Below are 20,707 nucleotides of genomic sequence, written 5' to 3' on the forward strand. Positions count from 1 at the left end.
TATGGATACCCTCAGCTATCTGGGCCAGGGCTTCGGCGTTGCACTGACCCCCTACAACATGGTCACCGCTTTGTCCGGCACCCTGATCGGCACCGTGGTCGGGCTGCTGCCGGGCCTGGGCCCGATCAACGGCGTGGCGCTGCTGATCCCCATCGCCTTCGCCCTGGGCCTGCCGCCGGAATCGGCGCTGATCCTCTTGGCAGCGGTGTACCTGGGCTGCGAATACGGCGGCCGGATCAGCTCGATCCTGCTGAACATTCCCGGCGAAGCCTCCACCGTGATGACCACCCTCGACGGTTACCCCATGGCACGCAAGGGCCTGGCCGGCGTAGCCCTGTCGTTGTCGGCCTGGAGCTCGTTCATCGGTGCCTTCATCGCCACCTGCGGCATGGTGCTGTTCGCCCCGCTGCTGGCCAAGTGGGCGATCGCCTTCGGCCCGGCGGAGTACTTCGTATTGATGGTGTTCGCCATCGTCTGCCTGGGCGGCATGGCCGGCGACCGACCGTTGAAGACCTTCATCGCCGCGCTGATCGGGCTGTTCCTGTCGGCCGTGGGCATCGACGCCAACAGCGGCGTGTACCGCTTCACCGGGGACAACATCCACCTCACCGACGGCATCCAGTTCGTGGTGCTGGTGCTGGGCCTGTTCTCCATCAGCGAGATTCTCCTGCTGCTGGAAAAGACCCATCGCGGCCAGGAAGCGGTGAAGGCCACCGGGCGCATGATGTTCAACTTCAAGGAAGCGGCCTCGGTGTTCGTGGTGAACATCCGCTGCGGCCTGCTGGGCTTCATCATGGGCGTGCTGCCCGGAGCCGGCGCGACCCTGGCCAGCGCCGTGGCCTACATGACCGAGAAACGCATCGCCGGTGCCAGCGGCACCTTTGGCCAGGGCGACAAGCGCGGCCTGGCAGCCCCGGAAACCGCCATCGGCGCCTCGGCCTGTGGCGCCCTGGTACCAATGCTGACCCTCGGCGTGCCCGGTTCCGGCACCACCGCGGTGATGATCGGCGCCCTGTCGCTGTACAACATCACCCCCGGCCCGCTGCTGTTCCAGCAACAGCCGGATATCGTCTGGGGCCTGATCGCCTCGCTGTTCATCGCCAACATCATGCTGGTGATCCTCAACATTCCGATGATCCGTATCTTCACCCGCATCCTTGCGGTGCCGAACTGGGCCCTGGTGCCGGTGATCGCCATCATTACCGGGATCGGCGTCTATGCGGTACACGCCACCACCTTCGACCTGTTCCTGATGGTGGGCATCGGCATCTTCGGCTACATCCTGCGCAAGCTGGACTTCCCGCTGTCGCCAGTGCTGCTGGGCTTCATCCTCGGTGGCCTGATGGAGCAGAACCTGCGCCGGGCGCTGTCGATTTCCAACGGCGCCATGGAGATCCTCTGGTCGAGCCCGATCACCGTTGGGGTCTGGGTGCTGACCGTGATCATGCTGCTGATGCCGCTGCTGCGTATCTGGCGCAAGCGCGCGGCCCAGCAACGTGCCGTGGCCGATGTCTGAATCCACTTGGAAACAGTGGTGGGGCACGCCCCTGGTGGGCCTGGCTGGCGGCTACCTCGCCAGCCAGATCGGCTGGCCGCTGCCGTGGATGGTCGGCTCGTTGCTGGCGATCATCCTGGTGCGCTGCCTGACGCCCTGGCAACTGGCGGAAATCCCCGGCGGGCGCAAATGCGGGCAATGGGTGGTGGGCATCGGCATCGGCCTGCACTTCACCCCGCAGGTGATGGAGCAGGTGCTGAGCCATTTCGGCCTGATCTTCTTCGGTGCCCTGGTCACCAGCCTGTCCAGCGTGGTCGGGGTATGGCTCTTGCGGCGCACCGGCGAGGACCGGGCCACCGCGTTCTTCTCCAGCATGCCCGGCGGCTCAGGGGAGATGGTCAACCTCGGCGCGCGCAACGGCGCGGTGCTCAGCCGGGTAGCGGCCGGGCAGAGCCTGCGGGTACTGACGGTGGTGCTCTGTGTGCCGGCGGCGTTCAAGTACCTGCTGGGGGAAGGCACGCCCGCCCTGCATGCCGCTACGGTGGACTGGCGCTGGCTGGCCCTGCTGTTTCCGGCCGGTGCCATGCTGGCCTGGCTCTGGCAGCGCCTGCGCCAGCCCAACCCCTGGCTGTTCGGCCCCCTGCTGCTCAGCGCGACACTGAGCATCGCCTGGGACCTGCACATCGGCCTGCCCGACGGCGCCAGCCAGATGGGCCAGTGGCTGATTGGCAGCGGCCTGGGCTGCCACTTCAACCGCCAGTTCTTTCGCCGGGCCCCTTCGTTCATGGGCCGCACCCTGATCGGCACCGCCCTGACCATGCTGATCGCCGGCCTCGCAGCCCTGGGCCTGAGCGCCCTGACCCGCCTGGACCTGCGCTCGCTGACCCTGGGCATGATGCCCGGCGGTATTGCGGAAATGAGCCTGACGGCCGAGGTCCTGCAACTGTCGGTGCCATTGGTAACGGCGATGCAGGTCATGAGGTTGCTGTTCGTGCTGTTTCTCGCCGAGCCCCTGTTCCGCCACTGGAACAAAGGCCCCCTGTAGCCCCAGGCTGCGACAAGGTCCGCAGGACCTTCAGTGGCCGAACCACCGCCGCGTCCCCACGGGCCGTTCGCAGCCTGCGGCAGCGGCTACAGATATGCCTTGGTTCAAGTCGCGAGCGGGGTGGCCGCCAAGCAGCCCCCCCATCGAGCACTGGTTACAACGGCGGCAGGCGCCACTCGATCGGCGTCTCGCCGTTCTGCTCGAGGTATTTGTTGGTGCGGCTGAAATGCCCGCAACCAAGAAAGCCGCGATAGGCCGACAAGGGCGAAGGGTGCACCGAGGTCAGCACCAGGTGCTTGGTGGCGTCGATCAGCTTCTGCTTGCTCTGGGCATGGGCGCCCCACAGCAGGAACACCAGGTGCGGCTGATGCTCGCTGACCACTTCGATGATCCGGTCGGTGAAGAACTGCCAGCCCTTGCCCGCATGGGAAGCGGCGTTCGCCCGCTCCACGGTCATGGTGGTGTTGAGCATCAGCACGCCCTGGTCGGCCCAGCTCTGCAGGTAGCCATGGTTGGGGATGTCGATGTTCAGGTCGCGCTTGAGCTCTTTATAGATATTCACCAGCGACGGTGGCGCGGGCACCCCGGGCTGCACCGAGAAGCACAACCCATGGGCCTGACCCGGCCCGTGGTAGGGGTCCTGGCCGAGGATCACCACCTTGACCTTGTCCAGCGGCGTGGAGTTCAAGGCGTTGAAGATCATCGGTCCCGGCGGGTAGATTTCCTTGCCGGCGGCATGTTCCTGGCGCAGGAACTCCCGCAGTTCGCTCATGTAGGGCTGGTCGAATTCGGCACGCAGGGCCTCCTTCCAGCTCGGTTCGAGTTTGATACGATCGTCAGCAGTCATGGCCATGCCCGTGAAAAAACAATGGCCGCACCCTAGGAAAGCCCACTTCGCTTGTCAATTGATCTGACACAGAACCGGCACTTTCCCTTACAGCGATCATACTGACCGCTTAAATTTCCCATCGAGGTCACGATGAACCTGCACGTCGAAGAACTCACCGGCACCGATGGTGCACGCATCGCCATTGCCACCCTGGACGCGGAAAAATCCCTGAACGCCCTGTCCCTGCCCATGATCCAGCAGTTGAGCGAACACCTCGACACCTGGGCCAAGGACCCGCAGGTAGTGTGCGTGCTGTTGCGGGGCAACGGCGCCAAGGCTTTCTGCGCCGGCGGCGAAGTGCGCAGCCTGGCCCAGGCCTGCCTGGCCCATCCCGGCGAAGTGCCGCCGCTGGCGGGGCACTTCTTCGCCGCGGAATACCGCCTCGACTATCGCTTGCACACCTACCCCAAACCACTGATCTGCTGGGGCCACGGTTATGTCCTGGGTGGCGGCATGGGGCTGCTACAAGGTGCTGGCATTCGTATCGTCACCCCCAGCAGCCGCCTGGCGATGCCGGAAATCAGCATTGGCCTGTACCCGGATGTGGGCGCCAGTTGGTTCCTGTCGCGCATGCCCGGCAAGCTCGGGCTGTTCCTGGGCCTTACCGGCGCCCATATGAACGGCCGCGACGCTCTGGACCTGAACCTTGCCGACCGTTTCCTGCTCGATGAGCAACAGGAAGCGCTGATCGAGGGCCTGCTGCAACTGAACTGGCAGGAACAGACCCCAAGGCAGCTCAACAGCCTGCTCAAGGCCCTGCAACAGGAAGCCCTGGAGCAGATGCCCGACGCTCAATGGCTGCCGCGCCGGCAACAGATCGACAGCTGGCTGGATGTCAGTGACGTGGCCTGTGCCTGGCGGGCTATCAGCCAATTGCACAACCACAGCGATGCCCTCTACAGCCGTGCAGCCAAGACCCTTGTCGAAGGCTGCCCGCTGACTGCACACCTGGTGTGGGAACAGATCCGCCGCGCCCGCTACCTGTCCCTGGCCGAGGTGTTCCAGATGGAGTACACCCTGAGCCTGAACTGCTGCCGGCATCCGGAATTTGCCGAAGGCGTGCGCGCGCGGCTGATCGACAAGGATCATCAGCCGCACTGGCACTGGGCGGATATCACCAGCGTGCCCGAGGCCGTGGTGGAGGCGCATTTCCACAAGGCCTGGGAAGGTCGCCATCCCCTGGCGGACCTGACGGATTACTAGATCGTCACAGGCTGCGCACTGCCCGAAGGGACCCGGCGACAGTGGACTCGCCGAAGGTCCTGCGGACCTTGTCGCAGCCTGCGGCAGCGGCTACAGGGTTCGGCTCAATGACCGCGGCCACCGTGGCCATGGTCGCCGCGCCCGTGATCGCCGCGCCCGCCATTGTCACGCCCGCCGTGGCCGCCCCAGTCCTGGTTGCTCCAGTTGTTCGGCCGGCCATGCCCACCCCAACCCTGGTTCGGATAAGGCCGGTATACCGCGCGCGGCGGCTGGTAGTAACGCGGGGCCGGTTGGTAATAGCGCGGCGCCGGCTGGTAGTAGCGCGGTGGGTAGTAACTGCGCCCCGTGGAATAGTAGGAAGACCCGCCACCGTAGTAATAGGCCGGCGCGGGAGCGCTGTAGACCTCCGAGCTGTAGTAGCCGGAGCCTCCACCGTAATAAGGGGCACACGCAGCAAGGCTCGAACCCAGTAAGGCAATCAGTAGAAGTCGACGATACATGGCGGCCTCCTGGACCGCGAAGAAGCCTCGCCAGCGACGCTGGCAGGCGGCAATCAGCAACAGGCTGACTGACGCAATATCTGACCGCGAAAAGCGCTTGTGGTGCGATTTGCGCAACACTTTGAAACAAGTGCTGCTGACGTCCTTTCCCGCGGTTTTCCACGCCCACGAAAAAGCGCTGCCTCAGGCAAAGGCAGCGCTGTGGGCAACGACTCTCGGCCCTTGGCCTCTTGTCATCCGAGGCGGTGGCCTGTTGTACGGGCCTTGGTGCCGGCTAGTGGTGCCGGCTAGTGGTGCCAGCGTCGGTAGCCGCCGTAGTAGTGCGGCCCGTAGCCCCCGTGATAGTAGGGCCGGTAATAGTAGTGAGGCCTGTAGCCGCCTCCATAGTAGGGGTAGCCACCGTAGTAATAGGGGCCTGGAACCGCATACACGTCAGTGCGGTAGTACCCCGGCTCGACGTAATAGGGCACACAGGCGGACAGACTCAAACCAAGCACAACACCGAGCAAGATTCGACGGAACATGGCGGCCTCCCGGACCGCGTGCAAGCCGTACCAGCGACGCTGGACGACGCCAATCGAAACAGCATGACTGGCATTGCATAGGACCGCAAAAAGCCTTTGTGGTGCGCCGCGCAGCAGTGCCCCGATGGCTTCACCGACCAGTGGCGGGGCCTGCTCGGCGGCCTTGCAGGCTCCAGTTGCAACGAGCCCCCCGCTGGCCTTCCAGCGCCTGGCAAACGTATCGAAGTCGAGACAATTCAGGCGCGTGATGAACGAGTTATTTGCGCGCCGTGCCACTAGAATGCGTCATCGGGCCACTATCACGGAATCACCATGCCGCGCCGCTCTCCCCTGTATTCCCAGCGCTCGCTGGTTCTGGTCCTGATCGCCCTGCTGGGCAGCGGTTTTCTCGCCACCTCGCTGCTCAGCTACTACGCCTCGCGGGATTCGATCCGCGACAGCATCGTCAATACCGAACTGCCCCTGACCTCCGATACCGTGTACTCGGAAATCCAGAAGGACCTGGTGCGGCCGGTGCTGATCTCCTCGATGATGGCCCGCGATACCTTCATGCGCGACTGGGTGGTGGCCGGCGAGCGCGACCCGAGCCAGATGACCCGCTACCTCAACGAGGTCATGACCCACTACGACGCCTACACCGCGTTCTTCGTCTCCAACACCAGCCTCACCTACTACCAGGCCAAGGGCGTGCTGAAGAAGGTCAAGGCCGATGAGCCCCGGGACGCCTGGTACTTTCGCGTACGCGACATGAGCACGCCCTACGAGATCAACGTCGACCCGGACCTGGCCAACCAGGACAAGCTGACCTTCTTCATCAACTACAAGGTCTACGACTACCAGGACCGCTTCATCGGCGCCGCCGGGGTCGGCCTGACCGTGGATGCGGTGATCAAGCTGATCGACAAGTACCAGCAGCGTTACCAGCGCAGCGTGTACTTCGTCGACGCCTTTGGCCGCATCGTCCTCACCGGTGCCGACGGTGGCCCCCAGGGCGCCCGCAGCGGCCAGTCGCTGCATGAGCTGGACAGCCTCAAGGAGCTGCTGAGCCAATTGCCCAAGCCCCACAGCGGCAGCTATGAATACAATTCCCAGGGCCAGGGGCACTTTCTCAATGTGCGCTTCATTCCCGAGCTGAACTGGTACCTGTTCGTCGACAAACGCGAAGACGGCGCCCTCAACAGTATCCGCCAGTCGCTGTACCTGAACCTGCTGATCTGCCTGGTGATCACCGCCATCGTGCTGGTCCTGCTCAGCGCCGTGGTGCGCCGCTATCAGCGCAAGATCGAAGCCCAGGCCACCCTCGACAGCCTTACCCGTCTGCCCAACCGCCGCGGGTTCGACCTGCTGGCGGCCCAGGCCCTGCAAGAGGCCTGGCGCGACCTGACGCCGCTGTGCGCCATGCTGCTGGACCTGGACCACTTCAAGCGCCTCAACGACACCTACGGCCACCTGGCCGGGGACCAGGTGCTCAGTGGCTTCGCCCGCGACCTGCAGGGCTGCCTGCGCCAGTCCGACATCGTCTGCCGCTGGGGCGGCGAAGAATTCATCGTCCTGCTCAAGGACACCGACAGCAGCGTGGCCCTGGGCATCGCCGAGAAGATCCGCCTGCTCACCGAACAGCAGCGCTATCACTATGAAGGGCAGCCGCTGCAACTGACCGTCAGCATCGGCTTGACCAGCCTGCAAGCCCAGGACACCCTGCACAGCCTGCTGTCCCGTGCCGACCACGCGATGTACCGTGCCAAGCACACCGGACGCAATCGAACCTGCGTGGAAATGCCTCACTCCAGCCATGAATGAACCTGAACTCTGCCCCGCCTGCGGTGCCCGCAACGACTGCACCCTGGCCGACCCGCGCCGCGCCGGCCAGGCCTGCTGGTGCTACAGCGTGGACATCGACCCGGCGATCATCGAAGCCCTGGCGCCGGAGCTGCGCAACCAGGCCTGCCTGTGCCCGCGCTGTGCCGGGGTCGACGCGCAGCTGCGCGCCGCTACCCTGCCCCGTCCCTGAGCCCCTCCAGCCGATAGCCACCGATTACCATGCGCATTGACCGTTTTCTCAGCAACCTGCCCCGTTTCAACCGCCAGCAAGTTCGCGTGCTGCTGGTGCAACGACGCATTCGCATCGATGGGCAGCCGGTCAGCGACCCCAAGGCCGAGGTCCGCGAGTTCAGCCGGGTAGAGCTGGACGACGAAGTGCTGCAGGCCGGCAAGCCGGCGCGCTACTTCATGCTGCACAAGCCCATGGGCTGCGTCAGCGCCACCCGCGACCCCGAGCACAAGACCGTGCTCGAACTGATCCATGAGCCGGACCCGCAGGATCTGCATATCGCCGGGCGCCTGGACTACAACACCACCGGGCTGATGCTGATCACCAACGATGGCAACTGGTCGCGGCGCCTGACCCAGCCCCAGACCAAACTGCCCAAGCTCTATTACGTGGAAACCGAGCAGGAGATCGGCCCCGAATACGTCGAGACTTTCGCCCGTGGCCTGTATTTCGCCTTCGAGGACCTGACCACCCTGCCCGCTCAACTGCAGATCCTCGGCCCCCGCAGCGCCCGGCTGAGCATCGTCGAAGGGCGCTATCACCAGGTCAAGCGCATGTTCGGCCACTTCAACAACAAGGTGCTGCGCCTGCACCGCGAACGCATGGGCCCGCTGCTGCTGGACGAACGCCTGGCCCCCGGTGAATACCGTGCTCTGAGCGACGCCGAAATACGCCTGATCTGAGCGTTGCGCCGCGCCACACGACCGCTGGGCAGAAGCTGTCGAACAATTTGCCCAATGACCTTGCAGGTTCCCGGTTGCCCTGCTTGAATCTGTCCGTCGGCCGAATTGTGACCGACGAGTCACAACCACACATCTAAGAAACCCTTTGCCGGCCTGAGCCCTGCCTGCTCTGCCTTCCCCCGGCAAATCGCCCGCCTATAACAACACCCGTCGACCTGCCTTACCGGATCGACATGGGCTCCGATTCCAGGCGTATGCCTACCTGTCACATTGCCCGTGCACACTCACGTTGCGCGCATACCCGCTTGCCAGGAGTCTTATGACATGAGGCCAGAAATCGCTGTGCTGGATATACAGGGTCAGTATCGGGTTTACACGGAGTTCTATCGCGCAGATGCCGCAGACAAGACCATCATTCTGGTCAACGGCTCACTGGCCACCACTGCGTCCTTTGCCCAGACCGTGAAGAACCTCCACCCGCAGTTCAATGTGGTGCTCTACGACCAGCCCTACGCGGGTCGCTCCAAGGCCCACAACAGGCACGAACGGATGCTCACCAAGGAAGTCGAGGGGCAGATCCTGCTGGAGTTGATCGAGCACTTCGCCGCCGAACATGTGCTGTCGTTTTCCTGGGGCGGCGCCGCCGCCCTGCAAGCGCTCTCCCAGCGCCCGCGACGCATCGAGAAGGCGGTGATCAGCTCGTTCTCGCCGGTGATCAACGAGCCGATGCGCGACTACCTGGAACGCGGTGTCGACTACCTCGGCAGCCGCGATGGCCATCGCGTCGGCGACCTGGTCAACAACACCATCGGCAAGCACCTGCCGTCGCTGTTCAAGCGTTTCAATTATCGCCACGTCAGCAGCCTGGCGGAACATGAGTACGGGCAGATGCACTTCCACATCAGCCATGTGCTCCATGGTGATCGCCAGTGCTACCTCAGGGCCGCACGCAACATCCAGGTCCCGGTGCTGTTCATCAACGGCGAATGGGACGAGTACACCTCGGCCAACGATGCCCGGCTGTTCGCCAACCATGTGCAGCAGTCGAGCTTCAGCACCATCCAGGCCACCGGGCACTTTCTCGACATGGAGCACAAGGCCGCCTGCCGCGACACCCGCCAGGCCCTGATGGGGTTCCTCAAACCGGGCCAGTACGACAACCGTTCGCGTGCCCCGCATGTCCAGGAGCAGCATGTACGAGCCCTCTGAAAAGCCCTCCTCGCAGGCCGCCTGCACACCGTGACAACCCCGGTTTTCACGGTATGGGGCGGGCTGGCGATGAAGGTCAGCGGCGCGCAAGCGCAAGTCAGCTAAAGAAAAACTTCAAATCCACGGCCACATCTGGTACAAAGTCAGCCGTTCGAGCGGGTGTCGTATAATGGCATTACTCCAGCTTCCCAAGCTGATAACGAGGGTTCGATTCCCTTCACCCGCTCCACTTCCCCAATCTGCGTGCCCACGCAGAAGCTCCAAGCAGTTTCCCAGTCGTTGAACTGCAGCGATCTCTCCCTCCAGACCTGACCATTCAAGCCCAAGCCTTGTGCCTACCCGGGCCGATCGGCGCTGGCCAGAAAAGCTGCATAGCCATCGGCAACCACGGACGTGGCGCCAGTCTCATGGGACCAGAGCACCACCACCGGCTCACCGGCCTCCCCCAGCACGGCGTAATCGAAGCAGTAGTAGTCGCCCGTGCCGAACTGGGCGAACGGCAGCAGGCTGGAGAAACCCGCCGGGTCAGCGCAGACGTTGTCCTGCCAGGCCCGCCAGCCGCCTTCGAAATGGCGGACTATCGACTCCCAGGTCTTGCGCGGATCCCGGGCATCGAAGACCGGAAACACCTCCAGCGCCCCCAGGGCCTTGCCGTTGTGCTCCAGCAACCAGCGGGCGAACGAGCTGGGCAAGGTACGCCCCAATGCCATCTCTGCCGCGCGGATCGCCTCGATCGTCGTGCCTGTCACTCTCGCTTTGCCCATGATGCCTCTCTTGGGGTACGAATTCGGGGCCGGGGACACTCGGTGTTCCCGGCCAGCGATTGTGCCGATGAAGATCCTGGCGTGCAAAGCATCCGGCGATGGCCCGGCCCGCAAAACTGGCTAAGATATCCGACCTGTTTTGCTGCACCACCTGCCCGGCCATCGACGATACCTGCGTCGCGCCCTGCGAGGGAGAAGCCCCTCAGCTGTTTCAACTGCATGACATTCCCTGCCCACCAGGGCTGCACACGAACCTGATAGAGCCTCCCGACATGACTCAGAACATCTACGACGACCCGATTTTTTTCCAGGCCTATAGCCAGATGGGCCGCTCCCTCGGCGGCCTCGACGCCGCGCCGGAATGGCCGGCCCTGCAAGCCCTGCTGCCACCGATGAACGGCCTGCGGGTGCTGGACCTGGGCTGCGGCTATGGCTGGTTCAGCCGCTGGGCCAGCGAGCACGGTGCCCGCCAGGTAGTGGGCCTGGACGTTTCGCAGAAGATGCTGGCCACCGCCCGCGCCACCACCTCGGCACCCAACGTACAGTATCAGCAAGAGGACCTGGAGCAACTGCGCCTGCCCGCCTGCAGCTTCGACCTGGCCTATAGCTCACTGGCCCTGCACTACATCAAGGATTTGCCCGGCCTGTTCGCCCAGGTCTATGCGGCCCTGGTACCGGGGGGGCGCCTGGTGTTCTCCATCGAGCACCCGATCTTCATGGCACCGCGCAACCCGGGCTGGCAGGTGGACGCGCAGGGCCGCCAGTCCTGGCCGGTGGACAGCTACCAGCAGGAAGGCGAGCGGGTGACCCACTGGCTGGCCGAAGGGGTGATCAAGCAGCACCGTACCCTGGGCACGCTGCTCAACACGCTGATCGATACCGGCTTCAACCTGCGCCATGTGCAGGAGTGGGGCCCCACGGCGCAGCAGATCGAGGACCTTCCGGCGCTGGCAGAGGAGCGAGAGCGGCCGATGCTGTTGCTGGTGGCAGCGCAGCGGTGAGGAGGTGCGGCGCCCTCAAGGTTTTTTAACGCCCCTTCGGGCCGCTCGCAGCCTGCGACAGCGGCTACAGAAGCCGCAGTCAGTAGCCTTGCTGTAGTGGAAAGCGCTGGGCCGCGCTGCGGGCCAGGAATTTTTCCTGGACCATGGGCCGGGCCAGGAAATAACCCTGGGCCTCATCGCAGCCGAAGGTGCGCAGCATCTGCAGGCACTTGAAGCTTTCAATGCCCTCGGCCACGGTGCGGTAGCCCAGTTCCCGGGCCAGGGCGATGACCGAGCGGGTGATCTTCTGGTGCTGGGCACTGCTCTCAAGGTCGGTGACCATGGATTTGTCGAGCTTCACCACGTTGGCCGGAATCTGATGCAGATAGGCGAAGTTACTGTAGCCGGTACCGAAATCGTCGATGGCCACATCCATGCCCAGGGCGCGGATCTTGCTCAACTGGTCCAGCACCCGCGGGTTGGAACGCAACCAGGCACCCTCGGTGATTTCCACTTCCAGGCGATGGGGTTCGATGCCGTGGCGGCGACAGGCCGCCTTGAGCACATCAGCGATGTCCTGGTCCTCGAAATCCTGGGGCGAGAGGTTGATCGACAGGCGCTGCACTTCACCGTCGCTCCAGGCCTGCAGCTTGCCGAGCACCGCATTGATCACCCAGTGGGTTACGCGGTGAATCAACGCATTGCGCTCCATCACCGGAATGAACTCCGCCGGTGAAATCGGCCCCAGCCAGGGGTGATCCCAGCGGATCAGCGCCTCGGCGCTGACCTGGGCGCCGTCGGGCAGGGCGAAACGCGGCTGGAACATCAGGTAGATCTGCCCACTGTCCAGGGCTTCGCTGATATCCGAGGCCAGGTTGAAGGCTCGCCGGTAGGCCTGGTCCCGCACCACGTCGTAAGGCGCCCAGGTGCTGCGGTTGAGGGTCGCCAGTTCCAGGGCGAACATGGCCTTGCGCAACACGTCGGGCACGGCGTCGCGGTCCGTGGAGAACTCCACCGTGCCCGCGCACACCCCGGGAATCATCGGCAGTTCCAGCCCTGGCGGCTGACGCCGCAGGCGCCGCACCAGGCCTTCCAGGAAGCGCTCGATCCCGGGAGCCGCCGGCAGCAGGAAGCCGAAGCGCTTGACCGATACGTGATACACCCGCACATGGCGCCCCAGGTAGGCGAGCAGTTGCTGGGCCAGGAAACGCACGATGGTCTCGAACGGTGCCAGGCCCATGGCCAGGGTCAGCTCGTGGGCCACGGTCATGTCCACCGCGTCCACCAGCACCAGCACGCGCCGTTCTCCCGGGTTCTCATCCGCCAGGTCGTACAGGTCGCTCTGAAATTGCTCACGGTTGGGCAGCCTGCTCACCGGGTCGCGCCGGGTCAGGCGCTGACGCTGCTCCACCTGCTCCATCACCAGGGATGCCAGGTCGCGCAGTTGCTGACGCTCGGCAGCGTTCAGGCGCTGGGGCTGGCGATCGATGACGCACAGGCTGCCGATCGCATGCCCGGTGGAGGTAATCAGCGGCGCGCCGGCATAAAAACCGATGCCCGGGTCTTGGGTCACCAGTGGGTTGGCGTGGAAACGCACATCCTGGCGGGCGTTTTCCACCTCGAATACATCACCGGACTTGATGGTATAGGCGCAGAACGATTGCTCGATGGGGGTCTGCTCGGGCGCAAAGCCCACCCGCGACTTGAACCACTGCCGATCACGGTCCACCAGGGTGATCAGGGCCGTGGGCACCTTGAAGTACTCTGCGGCCAGCCGGCAGATGCGGTCAAAACGCTCGCACCGGGCCGTATCCAGCAGTTCCAGGGCATACAGGGCAGCCAGGCGCTGCTCCTCGGCCAGCGCCTTATCGGGCATATTGCGCCTCGGGCAGGATCAACACACTCATCACCAATCTATCTCACCAACGCAGGGATGGAACGACACCCGGAAACCGGGTCGGGCCTTGAAGTAGTGGCACTACGACATCCATCGACAGCATGACGCAGTGACTAGTGCTTGCCAATTCCATCCGTCGGACGAACGGTCGACGGCAAGCCCCCCAACCCTGCGTTGAAACACTTGTCCTAGAGCATTGCCGACTGAAAGCCGGAACAACCCTCTGGTAGCCTGCGACGCTATACCGCTGTGCTGCCCAGGGAGCCGGGACAGGCTTCACGCCCTGCCCTGAACCTGGCGACGGACGGCGAAAATCCCCATCGGCCGCGACCTCTCACTTCGGACCAACCGCCCATGCCAAGGCTTTCCCCGTTGCCCCGCTGCCTGTACCTGTCGACTGCCCTGGCTGTGCTGCTGCCAATCCTGGCCCACGCCGCACTACCTCAAGCGCCCAGTGCCGCCGACATCGCCTGGCTGCGGCGTGACGGCTTCGACCTGGACGCGGCGCAACTCCAGCGCCTGCGCACCCTGGGGCGCAATGAGCTGCTGAGGGCGCAACTGGACGATCGCCTGCACGATCCGTTGCCACCGGCCATCGACACCCTGCTGCGCAGTTATCCGGCCCTGAACGATTCGCCCCGCTCCCTGCTGGAGGAGTTCCGGCAGCGCCAGGAACAGATCAAGGCAATGCCCGAGGGCGAAGCGCGCAACCAGGCGCAAAAAGACCTGCGCCAGTACGCCACCCAACTGGCTGAACAGACCCAGTCCAGTGTGCTGTTGCAAGCTGTCTACGGCCCCAACCAGCTCAAGGAACAACTGGTGCTGTTCTGGCTCAACCATTTCAGCGTGTTCCAGGGCAAGGGCAGGGTGCGGCTGCTGACCGCCGACTACCTTGAAAACACCCTCCGCCCCCACGCCCTGGGCAAGTTCAAGGACCTGCTGCTGGCCACCCTGCAAAGCCCGGCCATGCTCGAATACCTGGACAACAGCAGTAACGCCAGGGGCAAGGTCAACGAGAACTACGCCCGTGAACTGATGGAACTGCACAGCCTGGGCGTCGACGCCGGCTACAGCCAGGAAGACGTGCAACAGCTGGCGCTGATCCTCACCGGAGCCGGGCTGGCGCCCCTGGACGGTCGCGAGCAGCGCTTTCCCCGCAACCTGCAGCCCCTGGTGGTGCAACAGGGCCTGTTCCAGTTCAACCCCAAACGTCACGACTTCAGCGACAAGCACCTGCTGGGCCATACCATCAAGGGCAGCGGGTATGACGAGATCACCCAGGCCGTGGACCTCATCACCCGGCAACCGGCCTGCGCGCGGTTCATCTCGCGCAAGCTGGCCCAGTACTTCGTCGCGGACGAGCCGCCGCCGGCGCTGGTGGCGCGCATGGCCAAGAGCTTCAGTGACAGCGATGGCGACATCGCCCAGGTCATGGCCACCCTGATGCAATCGCCGGAGCTGCTGCACGCGGCCGGCAGGAAATTCAAGGACCCGCAACAGTTCGTGGTCTCGGCGCTGCGCCTGACCTATGACGGCAAGCCCCTGGCCAACCCGCGACCACTGCTCAACTGGCTGAATCAGATGGGCCAGCCGCTGTTCGGGCGCATCACTCCCGACGGCTGGCCGCTGGTAGCCAGTGGCTGGTCGAGTTCCGGGCAGATGGCCAAGCGCTTTGAAATCGCCCGGGCCATGGGCTCGGGCAACAACCGGCTGTTCACCGCCGAGGGCAGCCAGGTCCCGGGGCCGGGGTTTCCCATGATCACCACGCCGATGTATTACCAGGCGATCGCCCCCTACCTCTCCAGCACCACCCGCAACGCCCTGGAGCAGGCCGTTTCCCCCCAGGAATGGAACACCTTCCTGCTGTCCTCGCCGGATTTCAACAATCGCTGAGAGCGCCCCACCTGACCAGGAGCCGTCATGAATCGTCGCCAATTGTTGATCGCAGCCGCCGCCCTGCCCAGCCTGACGTTTTATGCCCGGCTGTTCGCCGCACCGGCCTCGGCGCCGCGCACCCTGCTGGTGTTCCTGCGCGGCGGCTATGACTGCAATAACCTGCTGGTGCCCTACAGCAGCGACTTCTACTACGAGTCGCGCCCGACCCTGGCGATAGCCCGGCCCGATGGGCACAACCCGCAGAGCGCCATCGCGCTGGACAGCCACTGGGGCCTGAACCCGCTGCTGCGCGATTCGCTGTACCCGCTGTGGCAGCGCCAGGAACTCGCCTTCGTGCCCTTTGCCGGCACCGACGACCTGTCCCGCAGCCACTTCCAGACCCAGGACACAATCGAGGCCGGCCAGCCGAGCCAGCAGCACCGGCGCTACGACTCGGGGTTCCTCGCACGCTTGGCGCGGCAGGTGCCCGACAGCGCGCCTATCGCCTTTACCGACGCCCTGCCCCTGAGCTTCCAGGGCGGCCAGCAGATTCCCAACCTGTCCTTGCGCAGCGCCGGCAAGACGCCCTTCGATGAGCGCCAGGCAGCGATTCTGGCCGCCATGTACCAGCACACGCCCTATGCCGCCGCGGCCAGCGATGGACTGGCCCTGCGCCAGAAGGTCTCCCGGGAGCTGCAGCAAGAGATGCTCGCAGCCAATCGCGGGGCGGCCAATGCACAGAGCTTCGCCGCCCAGACCCGGCGCATGGCCGGCCTGATGCGCGAGCAGTATCGCCTGGGCTTCGTCGATGTCGGCGGCTGGGATACCCACGTCAACCAGGGCAGCACCCAGGGCCAGCTGGCCAGCAACCTGGCCAACCTCGGGCAAGGGCTGGCGGCCTATGCCGAGGCCATGGGCGAGCACTGGAAGGACAGCCTGGTGGTCGTGGTCTCCGAATTCGGCCGGACCTTTCGCGAGAACGGCGCCCGGGGCACCGACCACGGCCATGGCACGGTGTACTGGGTGTTGGGCGGCAGCATTCGCGGCGGGCGCCTGGCCGGCGAGCAAGTGACGGTGAACGCGCAAAGCCTGCTGCAGAACCGCGACTACCCGGTGCTCAACAACTACCGGGATCTGCTCGGCGGCCTACTGGGCGCTACCTGGGGGCTTTCCAGCGCTCAGGTACAGGCGGTGTTCCCCGGTTCCCGGCCCGCGACCCTGGGCCTGGTCTGATGCCGTTGCTGAAACGCCCGGGTGCAGGCAAAAAAAGAGCGATCCCAGGGTCTGTACGAAAACTCGCCGAGCAAAGATCAGGCAAGGCAAAAACAGGCGAGGAAGCGGAGTTTAGGAACCTAAATGAGCATTCCGAGCCTGTTTTTAACGCAGTCTGATCGAAGCGCAGGTAGTTTTCGTACAGAGCCCACGATCGCTCTGCGGTTCGCAAACGGATGCACCGGGCCATTCGCCCCGGCAGACTCTTGGCAACCTGCCGTGAACCCGCTTGAAACCATTTGCCCCCTGTCACCGCCCGGCTCCTGCCAAGCGTGCCGATATTTTTACCAGTGCGCAACTGTCTGCTTGCTGAACCTGAAGCCAATCCCGCCATCGATGCTGTCCCCCTCCTGCCCGGGCGCTTGCCAAGCCGGGGAAAAACCTGAAGCATTCGCAGCCCGCGCCCCTGGCGCCCCCCCACGGAAGGAGCCGTGCCTTGAAAACACTGCTGTTGCTGCTCTCCCTCATCCTGCTGATGGTGCTCAACCTCGGTTACTACACCGAGCTTGAAGAGGCTGAAACCCATACCCGCTGGTTTATCAAGACATCCCCGACCCTGCGCCTGGAATTCTTCAACATCCACGCCAATGACGGCGACTACCGGCGCGTGGAAAAGCTCACCGATGAACAGCGCCAGATGATCATCGACTATTGCAAATACCGCCTGGGCATCGACACCCAGGTCACCACCCAGGCCGATGTGGAACGTTGCGCCAAGCTCTAGGGCCGCCCTGCCCCCCTCTCTCCCAGCCTCCGACCAGGGCTACGACCGCGCTAAACAGCCCTGATGCGGCGCTCATTGGCCCCTGGGGGCCGGAGCACCTGCGCCCGACACGGCTCCCAAAGTGCTATGGTGGCCGGCTGCCCTGCGTGCCAGGGCTCACTGGAGGAGCAATACGCTGAGCGCGTGGTCGCCACCTTGAGGAGGTCACTGAAGAGATATGTGTAACGCAAAAGATATCTATACCGCGGGTTGGGTCCTGGTGGTCATGGCCGGGCTGGTGTCCCTGGCGATCCAGGTCTACCTGGGCTATTTCAGGCTTGATGACATGGTCAAGCACCTGTCGCGCTGCCGGGTCATTGCCATCCGCATGCCACTCCTGGGCAAGGACCCCCTTAGCCGTTTCTTCATGCTGCTGTGCATCGGCGCACTGTTCGCCATGCCCCACCTGTTCCTGCGCAACGGCGGCCTGAACGTGAAGGACTACAGGAAATTCCCCCTGGGCCTGAAGTGGCTGATCAATCTGTTCCAGTTCGCGGCCCTGGTGGCCGTCATTGCCTTCCTGGTGCTGTGGTGGGTCAGCCGCCACCTCTGACGGCAGGCATGGACCATACGGGGCGCCGCCAACGGCGCCCCACGCTTGCCCCCCCCGCCTCAGCCAGCCGACCGTTGCTGGCAAAAATCCTCACGGGTCATTGCAAAGAAGCGGCAGGGCAAGCCTTCGAAATCGGCATTGTGGGTGAAGCGAAAACCGACCTTGCGCGCCACCGCCAACGACGCCTCGTTGTCGACATGGGCATCGGCGACTATGCGCTGCACCGCCGGGTCGGCAAACGCATGCTCGACGATCCGCCGCGCGGCCTCGCTGGCAAAACCCCGCCCCCAGGCCCGCCGCACCAGGCGCCAGCCCATTTCCAGCTCGGGCCCCACAGCATCGAAGGGAATGAAGGAAACCCAGCCCAGCAACTCATCCGGCGCGTCCTTGGCGAAGATCGCCCAATACCCGCAGCGCGGGCCGAAATCCTGGGTCATGCGCCCCTGTAAAAAGTCCCTGTGCCACTGCCCGCCATCCCAGGTCCCGGTGATGAAGCGCGTGACTTCGGGATCCTGATCCATACCCAGGCACGCCTGGAAGTGCTCAAGGGTACGGGGGCGCAGCAACAGGCGGGCGGTTTCGAAATGCAGGTTCATCCGTGAGCTTCCTGAAAGGGGGCGCTCATGAAACCGCAACGCCGGAAAAAAAAGAACCCTCCGGTTCAGCAACAGGCCACGGCCCCTTGGTAGCGGTCCTGAGGAGGGCCCGGCTATCGCGCATACAACGACGCATACACTTTTCGACATGATTGTTCAGATAGTTCTGATTGAATGATATTAATTCGCAGATGAGAATCCATTCCAAATAAAACGGAGGCTCTATCTGAAATGTCCAGTCCTGCCCGCCCACACCCATGGAAGTTGTGGTCCACATCCCTCGGTTTGATGGCCCTTAGCGAAGCCAGCCTCGGCGCCACCGAGCAATCCACCGAACGCCCATCCGACCCGGCATCCGTCACCCTCGGCACCACCCACGTCAAGGGCGAACACAAGCCGGGATACAAGCGCGAAACATCGGATTCGGTGAAGTTCACCGCACCGCTGCGCGAAACCCCGAAGTCGGTGACCATCATCACCGAATCCCTGATGCAGGAGCGTGCGGTGTCGACCCTGGCCGATGCCCTGCGCACCACGCCGGGAATCACCTTCGGCGCGGGCGAAGGCGGCACGCCGCTGGGCGACCGGCCCTTCATCCGTGGTTTCGAAGCCAGCACCGACATCATGATCGACGGCATTCGCGATGTCGGGCGCATGACCCACGAAGCCTTCAACGTCGAGCAGATCGAGATCGTCAAGGGCCCGGGCTCGGCCTACGCGGGGCGCGGTTCCACCGGCGGCACCATCAACCTGGTCAGCAAAGTGCCGCAGCAGGAAACCTTCGCCGCCGGCAGCCTGACCCTGGGCACCGATCAACTGCGCCGCACCACCGTCGACCTCAACCAGTACCTGCCCGAACAGAACATGGCGCTGCGCCTGAACGCCATGAAGCATGAAGCCGATACCCCCGGGCGCGACGATGTGGAAGTCACCCGCTGGGGCCTGGCGCCGAGCTTTTCCTTCGGCCTGAACACCGATACCCGCGGCACCCTCAGCTACTACCACATGCAGAGCGACGACATTCCCGACCAGGGTGTTCCGGTATCGGCCATCAGCGGCAAGCCGGTCAAGGTCGACCGGGACAATTTCTACGGCTTCAGCAAACGCGACTTCCGCAAGACCTCGGCCGACCTTTTCACCCTGCAACTGGAGCACGACTTCAATGACCACCTGACCCTGCGCAACACCACACGCCAGGGGCGCAGCATGCAGGACTACATCATGAGCCGGCCGATTGCGACACCGGCCCAGGAGCGCAACAACCTCGCACAACGCACCGCTCGCCCACGTAACGTGGTCAATACCTCGCTGATCAACCAGACCGATATTTTCGGCAAGTTCGACACCGGCTCCATCGGCCACAGCTACAGCGCCGGCCTGGAATTCTCCCGGGAACGGATCGACGAGAAAAACCGCTATGGCAGCGCGGGCAGCGCCGACCTCGGTGACCTGAACCACCCTAACCCCAAGGATCCCTTCACCCCGGTGCCACGCGGCGATGGCCAGCATCGCGTTACCAAGCACAACAACCGCGCCCTGTACGTGATGGACACCATGGCCCTGCATGAACAATGGGACCTGAACCTGGGGGCGCGCTTCGACAACTACCACGTGCGAGATGGTGTGCAGAGCAACCGCAGCAACCTCTGGACCTACCAGAGCGGCATCGTCTTCAAGCCGCTGCCGTACGGCAGCATCTACCTGTCCTACGGCACCTCGTTCAACCCATCGGGGGAAACCGCCGGGCAATCCGGGGGGGCCGACGGCGCCGCGGGCGGGCGGTTGAGCAACCTGGATCCGGAAAAGAGCCGCAGCATCGAGCTGGGCACCAAGTGGGACCTGCTGAACGAACGCCTGTCCCTGACCGCGGCCCTGTTCAAGACCGAGAAGACCAACGCCCGGACCTACGACCCGATCAGCAACGAGGTCACGCTGGACGGCGACGTCGAGGTGAAGGGGTTTGAAGTGGGAGCCACCGGCCATCTCACCGAACAGTGGGAAGTGATGGCGGGCTACACCTACCTGGATGCCAAGACGGTCAAGTATGCGTCCGGAAAAAACACCAACTTCGATGGCAACCAGGCCAAGTTCATCGCCCCCAACAGCGGCTCGGTCTGGACCACCTACGCCCTCACCGACCGCTGGAAGGTCGGCGGCGGCGCCAACTATGTGGACAAGCGCTATACCAACGATGAAAACACCCGCAGCCTCGATTCCTACTGGCGCTACGACGCCATGCTCGCCTACCGGGTGAACAAGAACCTGGACCTGCAACTCAACGTGCTCAACCTCACCGACGAGACTTACTACGACGCCTCCCACGTGGGGATGTTCGCCACCGTCGCGCCGGGGCGCTCCGCCGAGCTGGCGGCCAACGTACGCTTCTGATGCCGTAAACATCCTTTCGCC

Annotated in this window: 19 protein-coding genes and 1 tRNA gene; 14 read left to right on the forward strand and 6 right to left on the reverse strand. The window is 64.1% G+C overall.

From position 1 onward, the window contains the following. Nucleotide 1: 1 nt before the first annotated feature. Nucleotides 2–1,516 carry a tripartite tricarboxylate transporter permease gene (locus AC1RCO_RS09315; RefSeq protein ID WP_492617651.1) on the forward strand — a complete coding sequence of 505 codons (1,515 nt, stop codon included), beginning with the start codon at nucleotides 2–4 and terminating at the stop codon, nucleotides 1,514–1,516. After that, nucleotides 1,509–2,540 carry an AbrB family transcriptional regulator gene (locus tag AC1RCO_RS09320; protein ID WP_053149547.1) on the forward strand — a complete coding sequence of 344 codons (1,032 nt, stop codon included), beginning with the start codon at nucleotides 1,509–1,511 and terminating at the stop codon, nucleotides 2,538–2,540. Before AC1RCO_RS09315 ends, AC1RCO_RS09320 begins: the two co-directional genes overlap by 8 nt. 154 nt (nucleotides 2,541–2,694) lie before the next feature. Here the strand turns inward: AC1RCO_RS09320 and ung are convergent, their stop codons facing one another. Beyond that, a complete protein-coding gene (gene ung / locus AC1RCO_RS09325; protein ID WP_041120579.1) occupies nucleotides 2,695–3,387 on the reverse strand; it encodes a uracil-DNA glycosylase in 693 nt (230 codons plus the stop codon). Between the two features lie 132 nt (nucleotides 3,388–3,519). On the opposite strand from ung, the gene dspII reads away from it, so the two are divergent. Next, entirely contained in the window at nucleotides 3,520–4,632 is a 1,113-nt protein-coding gene (gene dspII / locus AC1RCO_RS09330; protein WP_401401191.1) for an enoyl-CoA hydratase/isomerase DspII, read from the forward strand. 104 nt (nucleotides 4,633–4,736) lie between these two features. Here dspII and AC1RCO_RS09335 read toward each other — a convergent pair whose 3' ends face one another. After that, nucleotides 4,737–5,132 (reverse strand): hypothetical protein, encoded by a 396-nt coding sequence (locus tag AC1RCO_RS09335; RefSeq protein ID WP_065364737.1) that lies wholly within the window; start codon nucleotides 5,130–5,132, stop codon nucleotides 4,737–4,739. Between the two features lie 287 nt (nucleotides 5,133–5,419). Continuing rightward, nucleotides 5,420–5,629: a hypothetical protein gene (locus tag AC1RCO_RS09340; protein ID WP_227454106.1), complete on the reverse strand. Its 210-nt coding sequence runs from the start codon at nucleotides 5,627–5,629 to the stop codon at nucleotides 5,420–5,422. Nucleotides 5,630–5,968: 339 nt separating this feature from the next. On the opposite strand from AC1RCO_RS09340, the gene AC1RCO_RS09345 reads away from it, so the two are divergent. The 5 genes from AC1RCO_RS09345 (at nucleotide 5,969) to AC1RCO_RS09365 (ending at nucleotide 9,827) form a co-directional block, all read left to right on the forward strand. Further along, nucleotides 5,969–7,456 carry a sensor domain-containing diguanylate cyclase gene (locus AC1RCO_RS09345; protein ID WP_210692991.1) on the forward strand — a complete coding sequence of 496 codons (1,488 nt, stop codon included), beginning with the start codon at nucleotides 5,969–5,971 and terminating at the stop codon, nucleotides 7,454–7,456. Further along, nucleotides 7,449–7,667, forward strand: a complete 219-nt coding sequence (locus tag AC1RCO_RS09350; protein ID WP_011059771.1) for a cysteine-rich CWC family protein — start codon at nucleotides 7,449–7,451, stop codon at nucleotides 7,665–7,667. Before AC1RCO_RS09345 ends, AC1RCO_RS09350 begins: the two co-directional genes overlap by 8 nt. A gap of 29 nt (nucleotides 7,668–7,696) precedes the next feature. Continuing rightward, the gene (locus tag AC1RCO_RS09355; protein WP_015634506.1) at nucleotides 7,697–8,389 is read left to right on the forward strand and encodes a pseudouridine synthase; all 693 of its coding nucleotides are present in this window, start codon (nucleotides 7,697–7,699) and stop codon (nucleotides 8,387–8,389) included. Nucleotides 8,390–8,713: 324 nt separating this feature from the next. Further along, nucleotides 8,714–9,598: an alpha/beta fold hydrolase gene (locus AC1RCO_RS09360; RefSeq protein WP_015634505.1), complete on the forward strand. Its 885-nt coding sequence runs from the start codon at nucleotides 8,714–8,716 to the stop codon at nucleotides 9,596–9,598. A 155-nt stretch (nucleotides 9,599–9,753) separates the two neighbouring features. Further along, nucleotides 9,754–9,827, forward strand: a tRNA-Gly gene (locus tag AC1RCO_RS09365). 106 nt (nucleotides 9,828–9,933) lie between these two features. On the opposite strand, the gene AC1RCO_RS09370 is transcribed toward AC1RCO_RS09365, so the two are convergent. Further along, a complete protein-coding gene (locus tag AC1RCO_RS09370) occupies nucleotides 9,934–10,362 on the reverse strand; it encodes an SMI1/KNR4 family protein (RefSeq protein WP_492617652.1) in 429 nt (142 codons plus the stop codon). Between the two features lie 272 nt (nucleotides 10,363–10,634). Here AC1RCO_RS09370 and AC1RCO_RS09375 point away from each other — a divergent pair, with 272 nt between their 5' ends. Then, complete coding sequence (locus AC1RCO_RS09375) at nucleotides 10,635–11,363, forward strand: class I SAM-dependent methyltransferase (RefSeq protein ID WP_492617653.1); 729 nt, start codon at nucleotides 10,635–10,637, stop codon at nucleotides 11,361–11,363. Nucleotides 11,364–11,442: 79 nt separating this feature from the next. On the opposite strand, the gene AC1RCO_RS09380 is transcribed toward AC1RCO_RS09375, so the two are convergent. Next, entirely contained in the window at nucleotides 11,443–13,218 is a 1,776-nt protein-coding gene (locus AC1RCO_RS09380) for a sensor domain-containing diguanylate cyclase (RefSeq protein WP_053149541.1), read from the reverse strand. A 375-nt stretch (nucleotides 13,219–13,593) separates the two neighbouring features. On the opposite strand from AC1RCO_RS09380, the gene AC1RCO_RS09385 reads away from it, so the two are divergent. The 4 genes from AC1RCO_RS09385 to AC1RCO_RS09400 all read left to right on the forward strand — a co-directional run bounded on the left by AC1RCO_RS09385 (nucleotide 13,594) and on the right by AC1RCO_RS09400 (nucleotide 17,702). Continuing rightward, a complete protein-coding gene (locus AC1RCO_RS09385; RefSeq protein ID WP_181000784.1) occupies nucleotides 13,594–15,132 on the forward strand; it encodes a DUF1800 domain-containing protein in 1,539 nt (512 codons plus the stop codon). 27 nt (nucleotides 15,133–15,159) lie between these two features. Next, nucleotides 15,160–16,347: a DUF1501 domain-containing protein gene (locus tag AC1RCO_RS09390; RefSeq protein ID WP_492617654.1), complete on the forward strand. Its 1,188-nt coding sequence runs from the start codon at nucleotides 15,160–15,162 to the stop codon at nucleotides 16,345–16,347. A 475-nt stretch (nucleotides 16,348–16,822) separates the two neighbouring features. Then, a complete protein-coding gene (locus AC1RCO_RS09395; protein ID WP_015634499.1) occupies nucleotides 16,823–17,110 on the forward strand; it encodes a hypothetical protein in 288 nt (95 codons plus the stop codon). A 217-nt stretch (nucleotides 17,111–17,327) separates the two neighbouring features. After that, the gene (locus AC1RCO_RS09400; protein ID WP_015634498.1) at nucleotides 17,328–17,702 is read left to right on the forward strand and encodes a hypothetical protein; all 375 of its coding nucleotides are present in this window, start codon (nucleotides 17,328–17,330) and stop codon (nucleotides 17,700–17,702) included. Between the two features lie 59 nt (nucleotides 17,703–17,761). Here AC1RCO_RS09400 and AC1RCO_RS09405 read toward each other — a convergent pair whose 3' ends face one another. After that, nucleotides 17,762–18,298: a GNAT family N-acetyltransferase gene (locus tag AC1RCO_RS09405; protein WP_019094826.1), complete on the reverse strand. Its 537-nt coding sequence runs from the start codon at nucleotides 18,296–18,298 to the stop codon at nucleotides 17,762–17,764. A 231-nt stretch (nucleotides 18,299–18,529) separates the two neighbouring features. Here AC1RCO_RS09405 and AC1RCO_RS09410 point away from each other — a divergent pair, with 231 nt between their 5' ends. After that, the gene (locus tag AC1RCO_RS09410) at nucleotides 18,530–20,686 is read left to right on the forward strand and encodes a TonB-dependent receptor (RefSeq protein WP_077933482.1); all 2,157 of its coding nucleotides are present in this window, start codon (nucleotides 18,530–18,532) and stop codon (nucleotides 20,684–20,686) included. Nucleotides 20,687–20,707 lie beyond the last annotated feature (21 nt).

The sequence above is a fragment of the Pseudomonas sp. GW823-FHT03E05 genome (assembly GCF_058796855.1).